Annotated in this window: 16 protein-coding genes; 11 read left to right on the top strand and 5 right to left on the bottom strand. The window is 53.3% G+C overall.

Going from position 1 to position 19,241, the window contains the following annotated elements:
* Positions 1–11: 11 nt before the first annotated feature.
* Positions 12–1,259 carry a bifunctional phosphopantothenoylcysteine decarboxylase/phosphopantothenate--cysteine ligase CoaBC gene (gene coaBC / locus H6750_02590; protein MCB9773200.1) on the top strand — a complete coding sequence of 416 codons (1,248 nt, stop codon included), beginning with the start codon at positions 12–14 and terminating at the stop codon, positions 1,257–1,259.
* Between the two features lie 157 nt (positions 1,260–1,416).
* Here the strand turns inward: coaBC and H6750_02585 are convergent, their stop codons facing one another.
* Both H6750_02585 and pyk read right to left on the bottom strand, forming a co-directional pair.
* The gene (locus H6750_02585; GenBank protein ID MCB9773199.1) at positions 1,417–1,614 is read right to left on the bottom strand and encodes a hypothetical protein; all 198 of its coding nucleotides are present in this window, start codon (positions 1,612–1,614) and stop codon (positions 1,417–1,419) included.
* An 86-nt stretch (positions 1,615–1,700) separates the two neighbouring features.
* On the bottom strand, positions 1,701–3,101 hold the full coding sequence (gene pyk, locus H6750_02580; protein ID MCB9773198.1) for a pyruvate kinase: 1,401 nt from the start codon (positions 3,099–3,101) through the stop codon (positions 1,701–1,703).
* A gap of 505 nt (positions 3,102–3,606) precedes the next feature.
* Here pyk and H6750_02575 point away from each other — a divergent pair.
* Positions 3,607–5,922, top strand: coding sequence for a 6-phosphofructokinase (locus tag H6750_02575; protein MCB9773197.1), 2,316 nt, complete (start codon positions 3,607–3,609; stop codon positions 5,920–5,922).
* A gap of 210 nt (positions 5,923–6,132) precedes the next feature.
* Here the strand turns inward: H6750_02575 and H6750_02570 are convergent, their stop codons facing one another.
* A complete protein-coding gene (locus H6750_02570; protein ID MCB9773196.1) occupies positions 6,133–7,659 on the bottom strand; it encodes an alkaline phosphatase family protein in 1,527 nt (508 codons plus the stop codon).
* Positions 7,660–7,805: 146 nt separating this feature from the next.
* Between H6750_02570 and H6750_02565 the strand changes: the two genes are divergently transcribed.
* On the top strand, positions 7,806–8,900 hold the full coding sequence (locus H6750_02565) for a Gfo/Idh/MocA family oxidoreductase (protein ID MCB9773195.1): 1,095 nt from the start codon (positions 7,806–7,808) through the stop codon (positions 8,898–8,900).
* Here H6750_02565 and H6750_02560 read toward each other — a convergent pair.
* On the bottom strand, positions 8,897–10,102 hold the full coding sequence (locus H6750_02560; GenBank protein ID MCB9773194.1) for a glycosyltransferase family 4 protein: 1,206 nt from the start codon (positions 10,100–10,102) through the stop codon (positions 8,897–8,899). The two genes, H6750_02565 and H6750_02560, sit on opposite strands and share 4 nt — an antisense overlap.
* A 910-nt stretch (positions 10,103–11,012) precedes the next feature.
* Here H6750_02560 and H6750_02555 point away from each other — a divergent pair.
* The 5 genes from H6750_02555 to H6750_02535 all read left to right on the top strand — a co-directional run bounded on the left by H6750_02555 (position 11,013) and on the right by H6750_02535 (position 15,605).
* Positions 11,013–11,918: an alpha/beta hydrolase gene (locus H6750_02555; GenBank protein MCB9773193.1), complete on the top strand. Its 906-nt coding sequence runs from the start codon at positions 11,013–11,015 to the stop codon at positions 11,916–11,918.
* A 49-nt stretch (positions 11,919–11,967) separates the two neighbouring features.
* Positions 11,968–12,861 carry an alpha/beta fold hydrolase gene (locus H6750_02550; protein MCB9773192.1) on the top strand — a complete coding sequence of 298 codons (894 nt, stop codon included), beginning with the start codon at positions 11,968–11,970 and terminating at the stop codon, positions 12,859–12,861.
* Positions 12,862–13,082: 221 nt separating this feature from the next.
* Positions 13,083–13,706 carry a hypothetical protein gene (locus H6750_02545; protein ID MCB9773191.1) on the top strand — a complete coding sequence of 208 codons (624 nt, stop codon included), beginning with the start codon at positions 13,083–13,085 and terminating at the stop codon, positions 13,704–13,706.
* A gap of 1,100 nt (positions 13,707–14,806) precedes the next feature.
* Positions 14,807–15,181 carry a hypothetical protein gene (locus H6750_02540; protein ID MCB9773190.1) on the top strand — a complete coding sequence of 125 codons (375 nt, stop codon included), beginning with the start codon at positions 14,807–14,809 and terminating at the stop codon, positions 15,179–15,181.
* Positions 15,182–15,221: 40 nt separating this feature from the next.
* Entirely contained in the window at positions 15,222–15,605 is a 384-nt protein-coding gene (locus H6750_02535; protein MCB9773189.1) for a hypothetical protein, read from the top strand.
* Between the two features lie 146 nt (positions 15,606–15,751).
* Here H6750_02535 and H6750_02530 read toward each other — a convergent pair whose 3' ends face one another.
* Positions 15,752–16,009, bottom strand: coding sequence for a hypothetical protein (locus H6750_02530; GenBank protein ID MCB9773188.1), 258 nt, complete (start codon positions 16,007–16,009; stop codon positions 15,752–15,754).
* 43 nt (positions 16,010–16,052) lie between these two features.
* Here H6750_02530 and H6750_02525 point away from each other — a divergent pair, with 43 nt between their 5' ends.
* The 3 genes from H6750_02525 (at position 16,053) to H6750_02515 (ending at position 18,565) form a co-directional block, all read left to right on the top strand.
* Complete coding sequence (locus H6750_02525) at positions 16,053–16,361, top strand: hypothetical protein (protein MCB9773187.1); 309 nt, start codon at positions 16,053–16,055, stop codon at positions 16,359–16,361.
* Positions 16,362–16,368: 7 nt separating this feature from the next.
* Positions 16,369–17,478, top strand: coding sequence for a radical SAM protein (locus H6750_02520; protein MCB9773186.1), 1,110 nt, complete (start codon positions 16,369–16,371; stop codon positions 17,476–17,478).
* A gap of 484 nt (positions 17,479–17,962) precedes the next feature.
* Complete coding sequence (locus tag H6750_02515) at positions 17,963–18,565, top strand: HigA family addiction module antidote protein (protein ID MCB9773185.1); 603 nt, start codon at positions 17,963–17,965, stop codon at positions 18,563–18,565.
* Positions 18,566–19,241: the final 676 nt, after the last annotated feature.

Below are 19,241 nucleotides of genomic sequence, written 5' to 3'. Positions count from 1 at the left end.
TTCGTGAAAAAATGCAGAAGATGAGCACCGGGTTAGCAGGCAAGCGGATTATCCTGGGGGTGACGGGAAGTATTGCGGCCTATAAGGCGGTCGGGCTCTTGCGTCTGTTGACGCAAGCCGGTGCCAGCGTGCATGTGGTCATGACGGATTCAGCCACCCGGTTTATCGCCCCTCTGACATTTGAAGTGCTGTCGCAGAATCCGGTGGCGAGTGATGTCTTTGCCGGCCATCAGGACATGAAGCACTTGTCCTTAACGGAACAAGCCGATTTGTTGGTCGTGGCTCCCTGTACGGCCAATACGTTAGCCAAAATGGCTCTGGGGTTAGCCGACAATTTGCTCGGCACCCTTTCGCTTACTGTTCAATGTCCTGTCATGATTTGTCCGGCGATGGATGGCGAAATGTGGGCACATCCTGCGGTTCAAGCCCATGCGCAGACCCTCCGTCATCGAGGGATTGTCCTGGTCGAGCCGGAAGTCGGGGCCCTGGCCTCCGGAGAATGGGGACAGGGGCGTTTAGCTGCGGAGGAAACCATTATGGCGACCGCCGTTGACCTGTTGCATCGCCGAACAGATTGGCAGGCGGAGCGTGTCTTGATATCGGCAGGACCGACCCGGGAACCCATTGATCCTGTGCGATTTATCAGTAACGGGTCATCAGGAAAAATGGGATTTGCCTTGGCCGAGGCAGCCGCCGCACGTGGGGCGGAGGTTGTCTTAGTAACGGGGCCCGTCCAATTAATGGCTCCGAAGAACGTGACCGTGATTCCGGTGGTCACCGCCGAAGACATGTTACAGGCGCTCACGGCACGATTTGAATGGGCGACCACGCTCTTGATGACGGCGGCGGTAGGAGATTTCCGCCCCAAACAGGCGCATGCACAGAAAGTAAAAAAAGACCACTGGCAGGGCGAAGGATTGGATTTGGAACGAACGCCGGATATTTTAATGGCACTCTCTGCCCAGCGTACACATCAGCGCCTGATCGGCTTTGCGGCTGAAACAGATCATCTTATTGAGCATGGACAGGCCAAGCTTGCCGGCAAGCATCTGGATATGCTGATTGTGAATCACGTTGGCGGCGAGCAGTCTGCTTTTGGAAATGATACCAATGAGGTGTATGTGCTCACGCCGGGTGCTGCCCCCCATCACATCCCGCGAATGCCGAAACGGCAGCTTGCGGATATGCTTCTAGATCGTATCGTGTCCCTTCCGGTTCAGCCTTTCAGGAAAAAGACCCTGTCTTCACCGACCCCCTAGTTTGTGCCAGCCTGATGGGGTGCTTCCACACCCTTTTCCATTGAGATGGAACAATTTCTCCAAAACCACAGGACATCTCTTGTGTGGTGATCGGTCAGGGCCCTCATGAATTTTTGGGGTAAGGTGGCGAAAATGAGTGCAAAATGAAGCAAGAATCTCAGAGAACAAGAAAAAACTTAACTTTAGGAGCTGATAGGCCGATAAGAATACCATGGAAGGATTTTTCATCAATATCGTCTTTTTCGCCTGGCTTATCTCCATGATTCTGCTGGCTATCAGAAGAATCTAGCTTCTCTCCCCGGCCCGGTTCAGAAAAAATATCGGCTTTTCTTTGAAGCCTTCCCACCAGGAACATGTCGGGAAAGGGCACCGCCTGAATCGATATTCCTGAGGGTTGCCTGGGCTGCGCAGATGGCCTGCTTTAGGCGCAGATGGCCTGCTTTAGGGAATGGTCCGGATTTGAATCCCATCGACCCGCTCTTGAGCCAACACGTCCGAGATAATCACGACCTTGTCTCCTATCTGGAAATGTTCACGGGTTTTCAAAATCCGAAAGGCGGTTTGTAACGTCTTCTCGGGGTCTGAACTGAAGTCAATCCGAAAGGGATAAACGCCTCGGTTGAGCGTCATCGTTCGACGGGATTGACTCCCGTTCGTGAACGCATAAATGTTCGTGGAAAATGGACGACAATTCGAGACCAAATCCGCCATGATCCCACGTCGGGTGATCACGACAATCCCTTTGGCGCGTAATCCTTCCGCGAGCTGGACGGCAGCGGTGGCTAATTGTTGTTTGTCGGTTGTCAGCCTTAACTGTTTCGCAAACTGCAAACCTGGAATGGCTTCGGTTTTGATGGAGATTTTTCGCAAATACTCGATGCATTTCAGCGGATATTTTCCGACCGTGGTTTCTCCGGATAGCATTACCCCGTCCACCTCCTCATAGATGGCATTGGCCACATCAGTGACCTCGGCTCGCGTGGGGATGGGATTATGGATCATCGATTCCAGGAGATGGGTTGCCACAATCACGCGTTTGCCGGATTCCGCGCAGAGTCGCACAATTCTGCGCTGCACATTCGGCAGATCCTCCAGGTTGATTTCTGCCCCTAAATCTCCGCGAGCCACCATAATGCCATCCGATTCCCGGATGATATCCTCCAGATTGCGAACCCCTTCCTGATCTTCAATCTTGGCAATAATTTTCACCCTCCCTACTTTATGTCCCATCAACTGTTTCAATTGTTGGATATCCTTCGCTTCCCGAACAAAGGACAGAGCAATGAAATCCACATCGGCGGCTAAACCGAAGGCAATATCCTTTTCGTCCTTTTGCGTAATCGCAGGGAGGTTGACGCGGATCCCCGGTAAATTGACATGGCGTTTGCTTTTTAAGACCCCCCCATCAAGAACCCGGCACTGCATGAGGCGATCCTGTTTTTCAAGGACCTCAAAATTGATCAACCCATTGTCCACGGTAATCTTATCGCCGACATTCACGGATTCCATTAAGTCGGCATAGTTGATGTGAATAGAGCTTTCCTCCACATCCATCGGCCCACGCGCAGAAATCGAAACGATCGTGCCTTCCTTGAGATTGAGATCAATCGATAAATCTCCTGTCCGGATTTCCGGGCCTTGGGTATCTAAAAGAATCGGAATAGGAAAGGGGACTTTGGTATTGAGCGTCTTAATGTGTTTGATCACTTTGGCATGGGATTCGTGGGTGCCATGGGACATATTCAACCGCACGATGTTCATGCCGGCGTCATACATTTTGCGCAGCATCTCATACGATTCGGTCACCGGTCCGATCGTGCAGATGATTTTGGTCTTTTGCATGAAGGTGTCCCTATCAGTTGTCAATAAACGTCAATTGTGAAAACAATCCCATCATCTTCCAATTCGTCAGTTGGACCCCATGGCAGGGGTGCTTCCTGTGGGAGCGGCATCAGACGCAGGCGTCCAAGGAGATGCGGAGGCGCTCAACTCCTGTTTGAAATTGATAGAATTAGAGGTACCCGTGTTGCTGGAGTGCTGTTTGGTGCGGACGATATCCCACCTCCCTGTGGGTTCTCATGAAGTGTAGCCCACTTTTGTATTAAACTCTAGCAGGGTCGTTCCCCGATCAGGGGCGATCGGTGTGGGTCCTCTACACCTGGTGCGTGAACCAAGTGGCCCTTTCCCACGAATCGTGAGACCCTTATGCAGAGAATGCTCGCGTCGGGAGGAGACCGATTAGAGGTTCATGGCCAGGACTTGTGTTGTCGATCAGGTGGGATAAAATTAGGGTTAGGTGGATTCATAGCAGATCAAGAATCGCTGAAGGATTGGAAGAGGTGAATAGATGAAAGCGGACGCCGAGACTTTGGAATTTGTCACAATTAATGGTCTGCTAACCTATGGCGAGGCCATTGCGAGCCGACCGCCGGTGGAGGGAGCAGAGCCTCATCCCCCGTTAGCTTCCTTGGAAGATCGTCCGCAACGGGTGTTGGAGGCCATGGCCGCCCTACGACTGTTTGTCCGGGATGCCCAAAAAGGGTTTGCCAATGCTGCGGCTTATAGAGAGGCGAGGCAGGCGCTGATTCAGCAGGCCTGCGGTGGAGATGAGTTGGTGTTTTTCGCTGCATGGAATCAACTGCTTGCTCAGGGCGAGCTTTCTCCGTTATTCCGGTCCCCAATCGGGGCCACAAATAAACCCATTCGCCGTCGACCCGTGGCAATCGTTCCGCGCGAGCATATGACGCCCAATCTGGCTGAGGGTCGGATTGTCCTTGATATCGGCGATGACCGCTATTGGTTGATGCCGAGGGATTTAAGTGCCCGCACACTGTTTTTCACGATGCGGCACGGCGTCTCTCAGATGGATAGTAAGAAGTTCCGGGTGGGGCGACGGTTGAAGAATGTCCTTGACGCCGAGCGGGGCATTCCCAAGGCTGACGCCATCGGAACCGCCCTGGTCCGCACCTTAGGCCTGGTCGGAAAACAACTGGATTTCCTTCAGCTCGATAATTACCTGGATGCGAAATCGTTTGTCCACATGGTGAGTCAGAGCCCCAATACCCGACAGCTATTTGAACGGGTCGTCTCCATTCTGTCTCCCGAGACAGCCGGGTCCACCGAGCCCGTCACGGAATGGGCGTTGGAATCACAAGACTTTGGATGGGCCACCGGTATTGAGAAAACGATTGAAATTGAAGAAGCCGCCAAAGCCTTTGGGGTCGACACGAAGACGGCCCAGCGTCTGATTAAGCATCCGCTGTACAGTTATCCGGGAGGCCACTCCTTCTTTGAACTGTATGTGGAGTTGGTCGATGGGTTTCATCAATTAGGCCAGAGTCACCAGGGAAAAGTGTTGTGTCTCTATACGCACAGTTCAACGCTGCGAGCACTCTTGATTTTTCTCGACCCGCGGCCGTTCAGTGAAGCCTTTTCCGAATTTGGAGCCTATAAGGAAGGACAGGACAACGTCGTCCTCCTTACCTATGAGCATGGGCAATTATCGGGCTACTCCACGGCCGTCGGTCTTTCAGAGCGGGAACGGGCCGTCCGCGAGGCCTGGATGACCGTGGAACAGAGCCGCCGGGAGAAGGTGACGCTGAAGCCACGTCAAATTCGGCGAATTGTCGCCCTGGTCTCCGGTGGGGATTTTGCCGGAGCGGGTGCGGCATTGAAGGAACTCCGGGTGACCGGGAATCGATTAGGCCTGGAAGTCTATTTCGTACAACACGGATTTCTGGGGTTGGCAAATAATTGGATTGAGTTGGTGACCGAACAGGACACACGAGGCATGAGCAATCATGCCAGCAGCCCGATCGGCAGCAGCCGGTTTGAAGATTTTAAAGATGAGGAGGTCCAACTGGCCGCCATTCATCATCTCAAGCCATTCATGAAGGATGGGGCGCTCATCGTGATGGGAGGCGACGGCAGCATGCGTGGGGCTCGCGCCATTTATGAACGGTTCGGCATCCAGGTTGTGGGGATTCCCGGTTCAATTGACGACAATATCGCCGGGACCACTTCACTCGGGGTTCACTCGGCCGTTGCCCTGGCCAACCAATCCATCGAGTCGCTGAAAGCCACGAGCGCGGCCATGGGCAGTGTGTTTTTTGTGGAGGTCATGGGGGCAGGATCCGGTCACCTGGCGCTCATGTGTGCGTACCAGGCACGCGCTGAAGGCCTGTTGGTCAATGAACATCCTGATCCGAATGCCTATATCGAGGAAGTGGTTCTGGGCACACTGAAACAGACGTTGGGCGTCCGGAACAAAAGCCATATTATTATCGTGGCCGAACGCACCCCGCACCAGTACCATCCTGACGGGGGAGTCCATGGCCTGGTGGATTATTTCGGGAGTAGAATTTCCCAATGGACGCATTTGCAAACCCGATCGGGGCACTACCCTCTTTCGGTGGCGACCAAGGCCACCATTCTTGGCCATACTTTGCGAGGAGCCTTCCCGACTCCCGCCGACAAAACCATGGCTCAACTCTTTGCCTACGAAGCCATCCGGCGGTTGATCGAACAACCGGAACAGGTCATCGGCTGCATGTTAGCCTACCGCGACCCCGGTAATATTCAGCCCATTCCTCTGCATGCCGTGGCACCAAAGCCCTTTGATTGGGAACTGTTCGCGCGCATGCACGGCACCGAATTGGTTTAGCGAAAGGGATTGTTCCGTCTGAGAATTTATGCGTGGGGTTGGAAAACCCTTTCCGATGGAAGTTGATGTCACCAATGGCCTGCAGCCCGTCTGATGTACCGATGCTGACGACCACCGATCATGGAAACGGTCCTACTCCCATTGATGAAAGGATCGGAAGTATGGCGAGGGTGCTGACTCTTTTCTTCCAAGCCGGAAGGCGGCAGGCATTTAGGCGAGTATGTCCGAAGCAACGGTGCCCTGCATAGACTCGGGAACCATCTGGCCCATCAGGTGCAGACAGGTCGGTGCGACATCAAGCACGGACAACTTGAGAACCCGTCCCTGGCGGGTAATGCCTGGTCCAGCGGCTGCGAAAAATCCACAGAGGTTGTGCCGCGTATCCCGATTAAAGAACATGTCTTTTTGTTCGAGGATCGTACGTGGGTGTTCGATGCGCCGTTTCGGGTAGGGTGTGGGTGCCCAGTCGAAGAAAATATCCGGCAGGGATTCATGCGGACCGGTATTGTAGTGATCGACTGTGCGGGCAATATACCCGATTGCAGGCCTGGCGGTTTCCGGATCGATCAGACGCTTCAGGTCCGCTTCGATTCGCTCCAACAGTTGTCGATACTCCTGCCCTGGCTCGACGATGCCCTGCGGCTCCCGACCGCGAAGATTGACGCGCAGGAATCCGAGAAAATAGGCCGGGATCGGGAACACAGTCGTTGCTGACCAGTCAGTCCCCCCGAGCCATTCCCGGGACAGCATTCGGCCATGAAAGGCGTCTGGCAGCATGGAGCTGATGGCTTGTTGCCAGGATTGCGGTATGATGCGCCGGGCTAGTCGAGGAATGCCGGGCCATGAGTTCGAATGCTGGTGCATCCGGTGGTAGCCGAGTTGGCGGCAGAAAGCCTGCGTCAGTTCGAGGTTGGGGTAGTCCTCTTGTAACCCCATGTTCGACACGACGACGACCGTGCTATTCTTGGGTAATTGTTCAAGCAGGTCACCGAATACCCTGTCGATGGCTTGATAGACATCACGCGTCGCATGCGTCAGTCGACCTCCACTGTTCATAGGCACGCTGGATCGATCGGAATACTTCCAGAATTGATGACCGGCAATGTGTGATTCGTGGAACCCGAGGACGACCAGATCAAATCGATCACGGGACAGCAGATGATGACAGATAGCCGCTTTCTGTTCGATCTGCTTCAACAGGCCCTTATAGATTTGGACATCCTCATCGAACGTGCTTCCGACTTGTTCTTCCACACCGAGGGGCGATCCGAATCTGGTCTTCAGATCAGCGAACAGCGACGCCGGGACCGAATACCCGGCGAAGCGTGCGTTGTGTGGTGCCCAGTTGGCTACCTGTACGCCTGGCACACCTGCTGTACAATGCGTTTCCGGCACATCGACGACGGCAATCCGCATTTCTGTATGGGTCAAGTGTCCCCAGAACGGCACTGCGCTGTCGACCCGCTGGTTGGAGAGTTCCAGCTCATAGGTGCCGGGTTTGAGCGGACGCCAGTAGTAATATCCGTGTTGGGCCCGCGACAGGCCGGAGAACAGGGAGACCCAGATCCCGTTTTCGCTGATGAGCTCGGGGCCAGTGAGTCGGCTTTGCACCCCATCGTCAAGCAATCCCTTAATAGTTGGCAAGTGCCCATCATTAGCCCATTGCTCGATCAACCCGGCGTCGCCGGCGTCCAATGCGAGGACGACGAGTGGTCCGTGTTCACGTTGCCGGTTCATGCGTAACGTCCCATAGATCACAAGAGGGATAGAATACTCGTATTGAAGAAAGCATTCATGGTAACAGCAGCAATCCCCAAAATACTAACGCGACCGTCGTCAGCCGAAGGATTGGGAATAACGGACGATCTCGACAGGAAGGCAGTATGTCTATCGGGATAGGTATGATCGGGTACTCTGGTGTTGCATCACGGCTTCACCTTCCTGTGCTGAGACGTCTGCCGGGTGCCCGGGTGACGGCTATCGCCGGCACAACGCGCGAAGCTCTTACTGTAGTCGCCGATCGCTACGCCATTCCTGCCCGATACCACGACTACCGGGATCTATTACACGATCCAGCGGTCGATGCCGTTGCCATCTGCGTTCCACCGGAACTGCATGAAGTCATCGGGTTGGCAGCCATGGCAGCCAACAAGCACGTGTTCATGGAGAAGCCGATGGCCCTCTCGCTGGAGCAATGCGCCCGTTTGGTGCAGGCGGCGGAATCCTCGCCTGTGATGACTTCGGTCGGGTTCCACCTTCGTTGGCATCGACTGGTTCGTGAGGCGCATGCGTGGATCGCCAATGGACGGCTTGGCACGGTCGAATTGATCCGCACGGTCTTTACCAGTGGTATTCGACGGCGTGCGAACCTGCCAGCCTGGCGTACACGCAGACAGGCAGGTGGTGGCGTGCTCATCGAATCGGGCGTTCACTACTATGACCTCTGGCGTTTTCTCACCGGGAGTGAGGTTGATGAGGTACAGGTCATGAGCCGCTCCGCCGAACATGATGATGTCACGGCGGTTGTGACCGCGCGTTTGCGGAACAGCATTGTGGCGACCGCGGGGTTTTGCCAGGGCACGGTTGATAATCTGGAGATTGACATCTATGGGTCCGCCGGCAGGTTGCGGATCTCGGGCTATGCACTAGACGGACTGGTCTTTGATCCGGCGGGGTATAAGGGGTTAAAAAAAATATGGCCGAAGGCACAGTCGGTGCCCGGTCGGTTGCTCCGTGCGGCACGAGCGATTTCTCTAGGGGGATATTATGCTCACGCTTACCGGGATCAGTGGATTGGCTTTCTGAACGCTATTAAAAGCGGAAAACCGGCAGGTGCGAGTTTTGTCGATGGTCGGGAGGCAACCCGGGTGGCCCTTGCGGTGACTCAGTCGGCCAGTGCACGCCGACCGGTTTGTATTGCCGATTGTGCCGATGCGATCGCACCGGTCCTGGCCAACGGGAACGCCACCGCATATTAATGGCGGGGACGGATTTTCGATTGTGTGGGTCGCTTTCTGGTCAGCTGTTCATAGATGGCCACGAAACGATCGAGAAATAGGTTCTGGTCGAACGCCTTGAGTGCGAAGCGACGGGCGGCGAGTCCGAGAGATTCGGCGTAATCCCGATTGCTGACAATTTTTAGTAGCGCTCTGCCAAGGGTTGCAGGGTCTTCGGGAGGCACGAGGAGTCCTGTATGCTCATGCTTCACATACTCAGTGAAGCCGCCGCTTCCGCTTACGACGACCGCCGTGCCTCGCATCATCGCTTCAGCCGCTGCGTTTCCAAATGCCTCCGCGCCGCGCGACGGCACGACTTGTACCCAGGCGGCATCGAAACGGCGTTCGATTGTCTCGCGTGGCTGGTGTCCGAGAAAGTCGATTTTGGCGCCAAGCTGTTTTGCCATCTTCCGCAATCGGCGACTCTCCGGGCCCTCCCCAGCAATGATGAGCTGCGTTTGTGGCAGGGACTGAATGACGAGCTTGAACGCATCCAGCAGGATATCCACTCCCTTCTCATGTGCCAAGCGACCCGAGAACGCGATGGTCGGCGGATCCTCCAGCGGCGGCCGCCGTACACGGGTCACCACGCCATTGTGGATCACCTCAACGGGAGTGGTGCCGGATACTTCCAGCCATCTTGCAACCGATCGGCTGTTCGCGACGATCACATCAAATACGCCTTGCCAGTAGCGCCACAGGCGAAGTTGTGTCATCAGGAGGGGCCAGGCAACGAGGGGCACACAACCGTGTTGATAGCAGACGGAGCCGGCCGGTTCATTGCATCCTCTTCCATCGGGCAAGACTCTCGATCCAATCGGACAACCTGTTCGGTACCACCCGTCGTGATAGATGGCAGGAATGTCGCGCAACAAGGGCAGAATTAATGGCGACAATTGAGAAAGAAATAACCGCACATGCACGACGTCGGGTTTAAATTCTGCCAATGCGCGACGCAGACTGAAGAAGGCCGACAGGTTGCCGCACCAAAGCGCCGCGCGCAAGGGGGAGGCTGTCCCAAAACAGTGGTAGTCGGCCAGAACGCTGCCCCCATTGGTATGCGCGCGGCTGGAAAATAGGCGAACGTCGTGGCCGCGTGCCCGCAAACCGTCTCGCAGTGCCAGCGTGACAATTTCGTTGCCGCCTCTCGGTACGCTGTAATCGCTAATCAGCAGAATCTTCATATTCTGAGTGAGGACCTGTTCTACCTGTTCTCCGTGAAGAATCAAATTCTATGAGAAGCCGGTAGCCCGGCGATCATCACTCCCGCGCACAAACCTTCAGGACACCGCCGGCGAATCCAAAGAGCACGTGATGTGTGAATCGGAAATACCAGGTATTTTTCGTTGTGGATTCTCGTTTCCATTCGTGCCTTTAGAGGAAATTCTTCATGCGGAATATGGCTGCATGGTAAAACCGGAGGCGATGGTGCAAGAAGTTTTTGATCTGCTCAGATCCTTCGGCTGACCCGTATGGGCAAGTAACGTGCTTCTTCCCAAATGGGAAGCGATACAGGATTCAGCACTCAGGGATGTTTCAATAGTCAGCTTACTAACCGGAGCTGGAAAGTCAACTCGAATTGACTCTAAGGGTATGTTGAAAAAAGCCGCCAGCGGCGTTCTCGCCATTTTCCCGTGCTCACGAACTCAGCGTACGCTCCGCGCGTAAAAACGGCTACGACCTTTCCTTCGAGAAGCCTCAGGACAGGACTGGACGGACCCTTCGGGAAGACTCAGGGCATGCTTTTTTGAACCGACCCGGAACCTTTGATGAGTAATCTAATCCTGCGCAAATTTGCCCTTGAACATCCTTATGATTCAACACTCCCTCTAAGTGAACCCATCCGGCCACCCGGTCCTTCCAACTCCGGCCTATGCGTTTCAATCCTACAACAGGGTTTCTCCTGCAAGTGGTGTTTTGGGAATTGTGCCACAATGTCAGTTAAAGCCCATCCTCCAATCCTCAACACATCCGTTTCCGAGATTTCCCGAAAAGTCCCATCCGGTTTTTTGATGGAAGTCATGGCCAGGGAATGCAGGTTTTGGTAACGTGAAATACAATAGACACGGCCATCGCCGTCTTAAGGGGTGAAACATGAAGGTCGATAGTTGGTCTGGAACCATCATTTCCATTCCTTTCCAAAACCACAAGATTGATGGGCTGTATTATCATCTTGTCACACACGATGAACATGTCCGGAACAAGCCGGTCTTCTTGAGACTCCATGGACTCTTAGGAAATCTCCTGGATGAAACCGAGCATGATCTTCCGTACATTCTGGCCAAGTATGGGTATTCCTCCATTTCCATAAATACCATCATGGCCAACCTGGGCCTATTTTTTGGATTTGGTATTTTCGACGATGCGATGCCTCAAATCCATGCTGCCTGTACGTATCTTCGAGAGATGGGCTTTCAGAAAATTATTATTGCAGGGCATGGATTGGGAGGAGCCATGGCGATACGCTATGGCGCATTGCACCAGCAACAATTCCCATCTCCTGACATTCAAGGAATTATTGCCATTGCCACAGCGTATTCTTTGCCCGACACAATCCGGAAACGATGGACACGATTTGGCAGTCAACCTTCCTACCGGGAAGTCTATGAAAAGGCCAAAGCACTCTATTATCCAAAGCCCGGTCAAGATCGACCGGATGATGAAACCATTGTCGTCAAACGGGCACATGGTCCGACACTCCGACCGGAGCATTCAGAAATCTATACATTGAAAACCTGGTGGGCCTTGGCAGGACCTGAAGCCGATGGTCCCAAAGCCTACCAACATATAGGGGATATCAAGGTGCCGGTCCTGTTGGTTCACGGGAAATATGATGAGATGATCGACCAACAGGAGTGTGACGCACTGGGAAATGTGGCCAAAACAGCAGGAAACCCGGATGTGACCATACTCCACCTTGAAGCCGGGCACGATCTTTCTGGAAAGCATGAGGAACTCGGACAAGGGGTGGTGAAATGGATTCAGAAACGATTTGAATAATGGTTGCCTTCTACGGGACTGTCCGAAAATCTATCCCCCAAAGAATCCGATGATCCACCCTCACCAAACACTGTTCCGGCTTCGAACACACGATGGCTTTATGATGAGTGGGCATCTGGTCCTCAAAGAAGATGATCTTGACACGAACATCCTCAAGACACCGATTGTCATTGAAGTGCATGGGTTGTTAGGGAACTTCCTGGCACGAGGAACTCCTCGCCTTCTTCCTCAGGCACTCCGGGAGCGGGATATTTCGTCGTTTTCCATTAACACCAGGCTGGCATTCGCCGGACAAATAAATGGAAGAGGAATTTTCGACGAGACGATCCATGATATAGACGCAGCAGTGGACTTTCTGACTCAGGAAGGTTTTCATCATATTTTCATCTTAGGCTATAGCCTCGGTGCCAGTATGGTCCTGCACTGGGCCGGGCAGCGCCAGGTTCCCCAGGTCAAAGGGCTCATTCTTGAGGGAACGCATTATGCCATTCCCGATACGCAGAGAAAGCGATTGGCCAAATGGGAAAGTATTCCCAGCTATGAGGAATTATATGCGCAGGCCAAGTCCATTCTCGGCGAGAATCCCTCTCACAGTGAGCATGACGAAATGGTGGTGATCTACCAAGCCCGAGGGCCAAGCCGGAGCCCATTGCACGATGAAATCTTCACCTATAAAACATGGTGGCACATGATGGGACCCGAGGCGTATTCTGCCATGGCCTACAAACAGATCAGCCGCGTCACATTGCCCATGCTGCTGCTTCGGGGGGAACATGATCCGCTCATCGAGGCGTGGGAAGCCGAAGCATTACAACGCATTGCACAAGAGGCAGGGAATACCCTCGTGTCTATCAAGGAAATTCCTGGCGCGGGTCATGATTGCATGGAAAACCCCGAGGTGATGCTACAAGAAGTCCTTCATCTACTCAGACCCTCCCGTTGACTGACCTCCTTCCCGTACGGGCAAGGTCAGAGCATCTGCACAAATCGTAAGCCATACAAGATTCAGCACTCCTGCTTCCTAAACTGTTCGTAGCCATCTCACACACGATTGCTCTCGTTGGCGGGGGAGTTGATTTTTAAGACGGAAAGAGTAGAGTAGCGCCATCTCCCGGTCAGGTTATGGGAGGAGAACAGACTTTACCCACCACAAAGAGAGTCATCATGGCAACGAAACCATCATCCAAAAAACCATCCAGGAAACCTGCAAAGCCGACCGAGCCTGAACCATTCAACAAACGCAAGGTGAACCCCGCCAAATTTCCCTCAGACCTGCCGTTAAAGAAACTCAAAGACTTATTCGAACCGGTCAGTGGCTGGCGCAATGTCGGCCTGTTTATATTTCCGATAGAGACATTGAGCCCGGCCAGGACCGTCGGGCGTGGCCGCACAAATCTGACGCTCATCAGACCGACCATCGTCCAGGTGGATGCGACCACGCCGTATGCCGGATTCGACCGTCGGGAGTCGCCCAATCGGGATCCCGCCGTGTCCATGCACTTTGAGCCGAAAGCCTATGGGATTACGGCCGTCTCGACATACGTCATGGTCTTTTCGATTGAGGTCTTTGGACAGGCATCCACGTTCAACCTATCCGGGTTCGCCGGGGGTGGCACGGTCGCCAACAGTGGCTCGCGCACCTTGAGCGGCCAGACGACGGTGTCGTTGGTGCTTAGGAATGTGCCGCCATCGGCAGAGGTCTGGGGAGCCCTCACACAGACGGGAGGCGGGCAATGGAACTGGTACACCGTGCAGGCTCGCTATCCGGCGCTGGTCATAAAAGCGTAGATGCCTGCCGTCCCAGTGAGTAGAGGCTTCACGAACTGAGTATGACGCTCAACGGAATTTCCTGGGCGGTGGAAGGCATGAGGGGATATTGCCGAGCGATAGCTATGGATTGATTCAGGACGATCGCGGGTCTTGGAAAACAGGAGGTGCGGAGGAGTCGGAGGCCTGCTGTGAATGGCCCTTAAGCTGATGCGGCCTCACGCATTTCTCGAAAGCCGGATAACATTGTCTCCCTCTACTCCACCGGAATTGACGTGAACGGTTTTTAGCACGACCCGGAGTTGTGAACAGAGTCCTATTGTTTCTGTAAGAAGGAATATAAAAAGGGTGGTGGCCAGCCCGTGGTTACCGGAAATGGGCTGGCCATATTTATTGAATGGAAGGGTATGACTGGATGTTCACATCCAGCCACTGCCCCCCATTACGATTGCCGTAAGGTAGACATAACCGGCCGTGATGCCAAGGCTTACAGTCAACCCTAAAATAAATGTACTCATTGATTACTCCTTTTTCCTGGTTCTCATCCACGCTGGTATGTCTCAAGCATCCAGGTGTTCGACGACAACCATGCTGTTGATCCCGACGAGGGAGAGGTGCAAACCCTCACACCTTTCCAAGGTATTTATTTGATCTACGACATCTTAACCGGATCGTCGGAAGAAGGGTCCTGAGGACGCTTCCCCTTCAGCATCACGATCATGCCAATAATCCCCAAAATAATAGAAAGTATCCCGAAGAGTTCCATGACCTCCTCCTTGTTCTATGTTGACCTGTTCAGTAAGACGGGCATGCCCTACAAGGGCCATATCCCGTTTACAATTACATGATATCCGGTGAGAGAAAAGAGATGCTCAGTTTTGTCGAAGATTTTGGAAAGAATTGATGCAAAAGCATCTCAAGATGAGGCGAGGGCTGTGTTGCGAATGCATCATGTTGAGCACCTGCGTTGACGATTATTCAGCTTAAGAATATGGAATGACTCGCATACTTTTCAATGAAGGCATCCGCTAAACATCGGCCTTCTACCCAGGTATTGTCCTTCTTTGTCACAGGAGTGATAATATGAGCCTTCTTCGAGTTGTCCTTAATTGGTACTGAAGATGAAGCTTTTCTCTTCTCTCGCCATCCTCAGTCTTGCGGTCGTGTTTGCTACTCCCACGTTCGCCGAACCGTATTCGCCATCCTGTGAGATCGTGTTAGATAGGGTTGAAACAGCCAGGAAAGCGCTCCTTCCATTTCGTCGGACCATGGAAATGTTAAGAGCCCATCAATCCGGCGCCTATGGTGAAGCGGAGGCCTGTGTTGCCGGGAGTCGGCGTGGTGGGGACAAATCCGTCTATTGTTCTCAGTCGCAATGGCACAGCCCGAAACCAGATATCTTCGCCTTGGCGGCGATAGACCAATACCGGCAGGAGAGAAAAACGTTTGAAGAATTATTTCAACAGGCCAGGCAGATCTGTCTGCGTGAGCCATAACCACAGCCGAGGTCGTGAACGCTCTATCGGGAATCAAGGTGTGATGGTTAAATCCTTGTATGGTATCAGTCTTATATTTCTGCTTCTCCTCGCCTGGACGTGTCCTGCCGGCAGTGAACCGTATTCTCCTTCCTGTGGCCTTGCAGTAGAAAAAGTGATCAAGACTCGAAAGAATCTCAGTGCCTATCAACGGGCATTACAATCAGCCAGGAGCCGGGAGCGCTTAGCCTATGCGGACTTAGCGGTGTGTGCACGAGGTGGACTCTTTAGCGTGGGACGAGCCGTGGCCTGCAACCAGGCCTCCTGGAAGGCCCCGGCGCAAACGAAGGAATTAATTGAAGCCGAAGAAGACTATCGACAGGCAAAAAATGAATTCGAGAAGTCCTTTGAATACGCCGAGAATGTTTGCCTCTTAACCCCCTAATTTCCCACCGGTCTCTCCTCCTTATCTTCTTACTCTGTAGGGCGATCACGCAGTGCAGTATTTTCTCCTGCTGGAATTGCCGTGGGTTGTTTGTATGTCAGATGCGCAGTGTGTGTTCCACACAGGACACACCGGAGATTCCGTCTTCATATCCGACCGATGCGGTCATGATTCCGCCGTAAGCCAAGGGTGATGGCTTGCAGACCGACCTGGTCCTTTAAAAGATGCGAGTATGTTTTTTGTGATTGTAATTCCGACAACACATTTCCATCCATCACCTCCTGAAGAAAATGGATATGGCGATGCACCGCGTTTGTGAATATGTGCGATCGATAATTTGATTCACTGATATTCTTGCCGTTTAAATTCAAAAGTTGTAAGGTTTCACAACTGCTACTGTTCATTTCAATGTTTTGGACATGAACCAACCAACACAAGGAGGTATCTATGGCTGTTCCAAGGAAGCGCCCGTCTGCAAAGGTAAAGTTGGCAGGACGTGGTTCTGCAAAATTAAGTCCGGCAGCGGGAACGATTAAGAAAAAATTAAAGGGTGTCAAAATCATTGATTGGCATGAAGTCGGCCAACCGGGGCCCGATGTGATTTTTGGCACCGTCCAGGCGAACATCGGCAACTTCAGGTCTCATGTGGCCACGTTGACGAAGTTGAAAGAGTTGCGCGATCTGAACATCCTCATTCACGGCCAACCACCACGGCCTGAGGTCGTCCAGGTGAATTTCACGCTCGGACGAGGATAGATGATTCATGCAGGGACCGGCTGGTAAATATCCCGCATTGCAGGTCCACCCCGGCAGACGCTGTAACCTGCAGTGTTTGCATTGTTATTCGGATTCCGGGCCGGATGTCTCCGAACAATTGGATATCGATGTGCTGCGGACAGTCGTGGTTGATGCAGCCACGCTCGGATACGTGGTCATGTCGGTGTCGGGCGGGGAACCCCTGTTGTATTCTGCGCTAGGGGAACTGCTTCGCGTGTCGCATGAGGCGGGATTGGCCACCACGGTCACCACGAACGGCATGTTGCTCGATCAACGCCATCTGGACATTTTACAGGCTGATTGCGATCTCATCGCAATCAGCCTTGATGGCGTACCCGAATCGCATAACCTCATGCGAAATTCTCACCGGGCATTCGATGACATGTGCGCGAAACTTGAGGGCTTGCGGGCATCCGGCATTCGATTCGGGTTCATTTTCACGCTCACGTTTCACAACGTCAACGAGTTGGAGTGGGTCGCAGAATTTGCGGTTGAGCAAGGCGCCAAACTGTTGCAGCTCCATCCCCTCGAACCCGTCGGGCGGGCCGCGTATACGCTTGACGGTTCCTTGCCCGATGCCGAGGAAAATGCGGCAGCCGTCGTCGAAGCCGTTCGGATCCGGGAACTGTACAAAGATGTCATCGATGTCCAGATCGATCTCGCCACAATCCCCGCACTGCTCGAGCATCCGACTCGCGTCTTTGTGCGGGAAGCAACGGTGTGTGGCGAGCAGACTGTGGCAGACATCATCGCTCCCTTGGTCATTGAAAGCAGTGGAGTGGTCTCGCCTCTCCAGTATGGATTCCCGCGCGCCTGGTCGTGGGGCAATATCAAAAATGCGCGACTGCCGGAATTGGCGTCGTCGTGGCTCTCTCGCGATTACGCCGCGTTCCTTGCCCTATGCAAGCTGGTGTACGAACAGGCGGTCACCAATGACGATGAACCGGTCCTGAACTGGTATCAACATATCCAAGCCGCGGCCTCACGTTTTTCGCCACGGCAGATTCGCGACATCATGAGCCAGTCCGGTGACAGCGGGACTTGTGACCGCCTGCGGACGATGGCTTCAGCTCCTGCCGGTCATTCCCCTCTTTGAAGAGCGCACCTGGTTCGACGACGTTCCTCGCCGCCCTCGAGACATAAAGTTGATCATATGATGGTCTATCAGGCAGCAGGTATGACAGAGCCACCATTGCCATCGATCCCATGACCTAGCTAACAGCGGTTTGCGGGTACTCATATGCTGAGGAAGTGGGAAAATTTTTGAAATTTTCAACGGCCCCATAACGATCACCAAGTGCATTGAGTTCAGCTCGTTTTGAAGACGGCAACGTCTTGGATGTGAATTTGGTTGATTACCACTAGCAGGCTGTTGAAAAACGCACATGTCTTTGGGGACCCATCTCAGCATGACATGGTGCCGACTTTCATCGAAGATGGTAGGGTGTTCAAAATGGCCCGTCCAGCAAGGCCGCAGGCACTTTGGTGGGCGGAGCGTACGAGTGAGTACGTGAGCACGACAAAGTGCCGAGAACGCCGCTGACGGACTTTTTCAACACCCTGCTAGAAAGGAGTATGTTATGGGACTTCATAATCCGCCTCATCCGGGTCGCTCGATCAAGAGGGACTGCCTTGAATTCCTCGGATTGACGGTTACGGATGGAGCTAAAATATTGGGGATTACACGGCATATGTTGTCGAGGATTATCAATGGGCAGGCCGGCGTTTCACCGGAGATGGCCGTGCGCTTGGAAAAGGCTTTTGGCGGAACAGCGCAAAGCTGGTTAGCGCTTCAGCAAGGGTATGAACTCGCCCAGGTAGAACGGGGAAAATCAAAGTTTGTTCGGTGGCTTCGGTCCGGGAAGAAGCAAGGGTTTAGGGAAATCGTTTTATGGTGTGGAAATGAGATCCAAAGCAGGGGAATATGCAAGGGTGCTCTACCTGCAGTGAAAATTACAGCAGTTATTCCAAAAGACCATCACCTACTCTCTATCAAAGCTGGTGATGGAAAAGCCGGTCTGTTTGACATCACACCCTATCTGGAAGCAGAAAGCGTTCGCTCCGTTGAAAGATCTAAACACATTCGAGCACATTCACAAAGGGGTATTGTATTGAGTGGGACTGTGAAGCCCACCTTTCTGTCGATACGCTTCAGGCGCGGTGGAAGCCTCTCACAAGCTTAGACACCGAGTTCCTAACCCAGCCTGCCTCAGTCGCTTTGCTCCTTCGGAACCAACGGAACCAAAGCTCGAGGGGCAGTGTTGTTATCACCCATTCGACGACTCCGCCTCCTGTCAATTCCTTCAATTTCTTGCTCTTTCGACGGTTTATTTTCTGGGATTGTTGAATTTTGGAAAAGTTTCACCGCTTCATCAGCTTAGGAGTCAACGAGGCTCACCAGAGAAAAATAGTGGAGTGTTCAAAAAGATCCGTCCAGTCCTGTCCTGAGGCTTCGCGAAGGAAAGGCCGCAGCCGCTTGGACGAGCGGAGCGTACGAAGGAGTAGGTGAGCACGGCCAAGGGGCGAGAACGCCGCTGGCGGCCTTTTTCAACATTCCCTTTCTCTCGATATTCACCTAAACATTGGTACCATGGGGGGGCATATCAAACACCGGGGAGAGTTTACTTAACGCCTTGAGTTTCTCGATGTTGTCGGCATCGGGGTCGACCTAAAAATTGACGCGAATATTCTCGAACCCGTTCCGGATCGTATTTGAGAGGCCAAGGAATCTTTTGATATCCAAGTCGCCTTCGAGCTGCGATTCGATTTCCTCCACCTTACTTCTCCCGCAGATCGCTGACGTCTTTTTTTTGTCCACTTAAGATTGTTGATGTTTTAGGTCCTCTTCAGCGGTTCTTC

This window comes from Nitrospiraceae bacterium (assembly GCA_020632595.1).
Lineage (GTDB): Bacteria > Nitrospirota > Nitrospiria > Nitrospirales > UBA8639 > Nitrospira_E.
The sequence above is the reverse complement of the archived record's forward strand: the minus strand, read 5'-3'. Positions and strand labels throughout refer to the sequence as shown.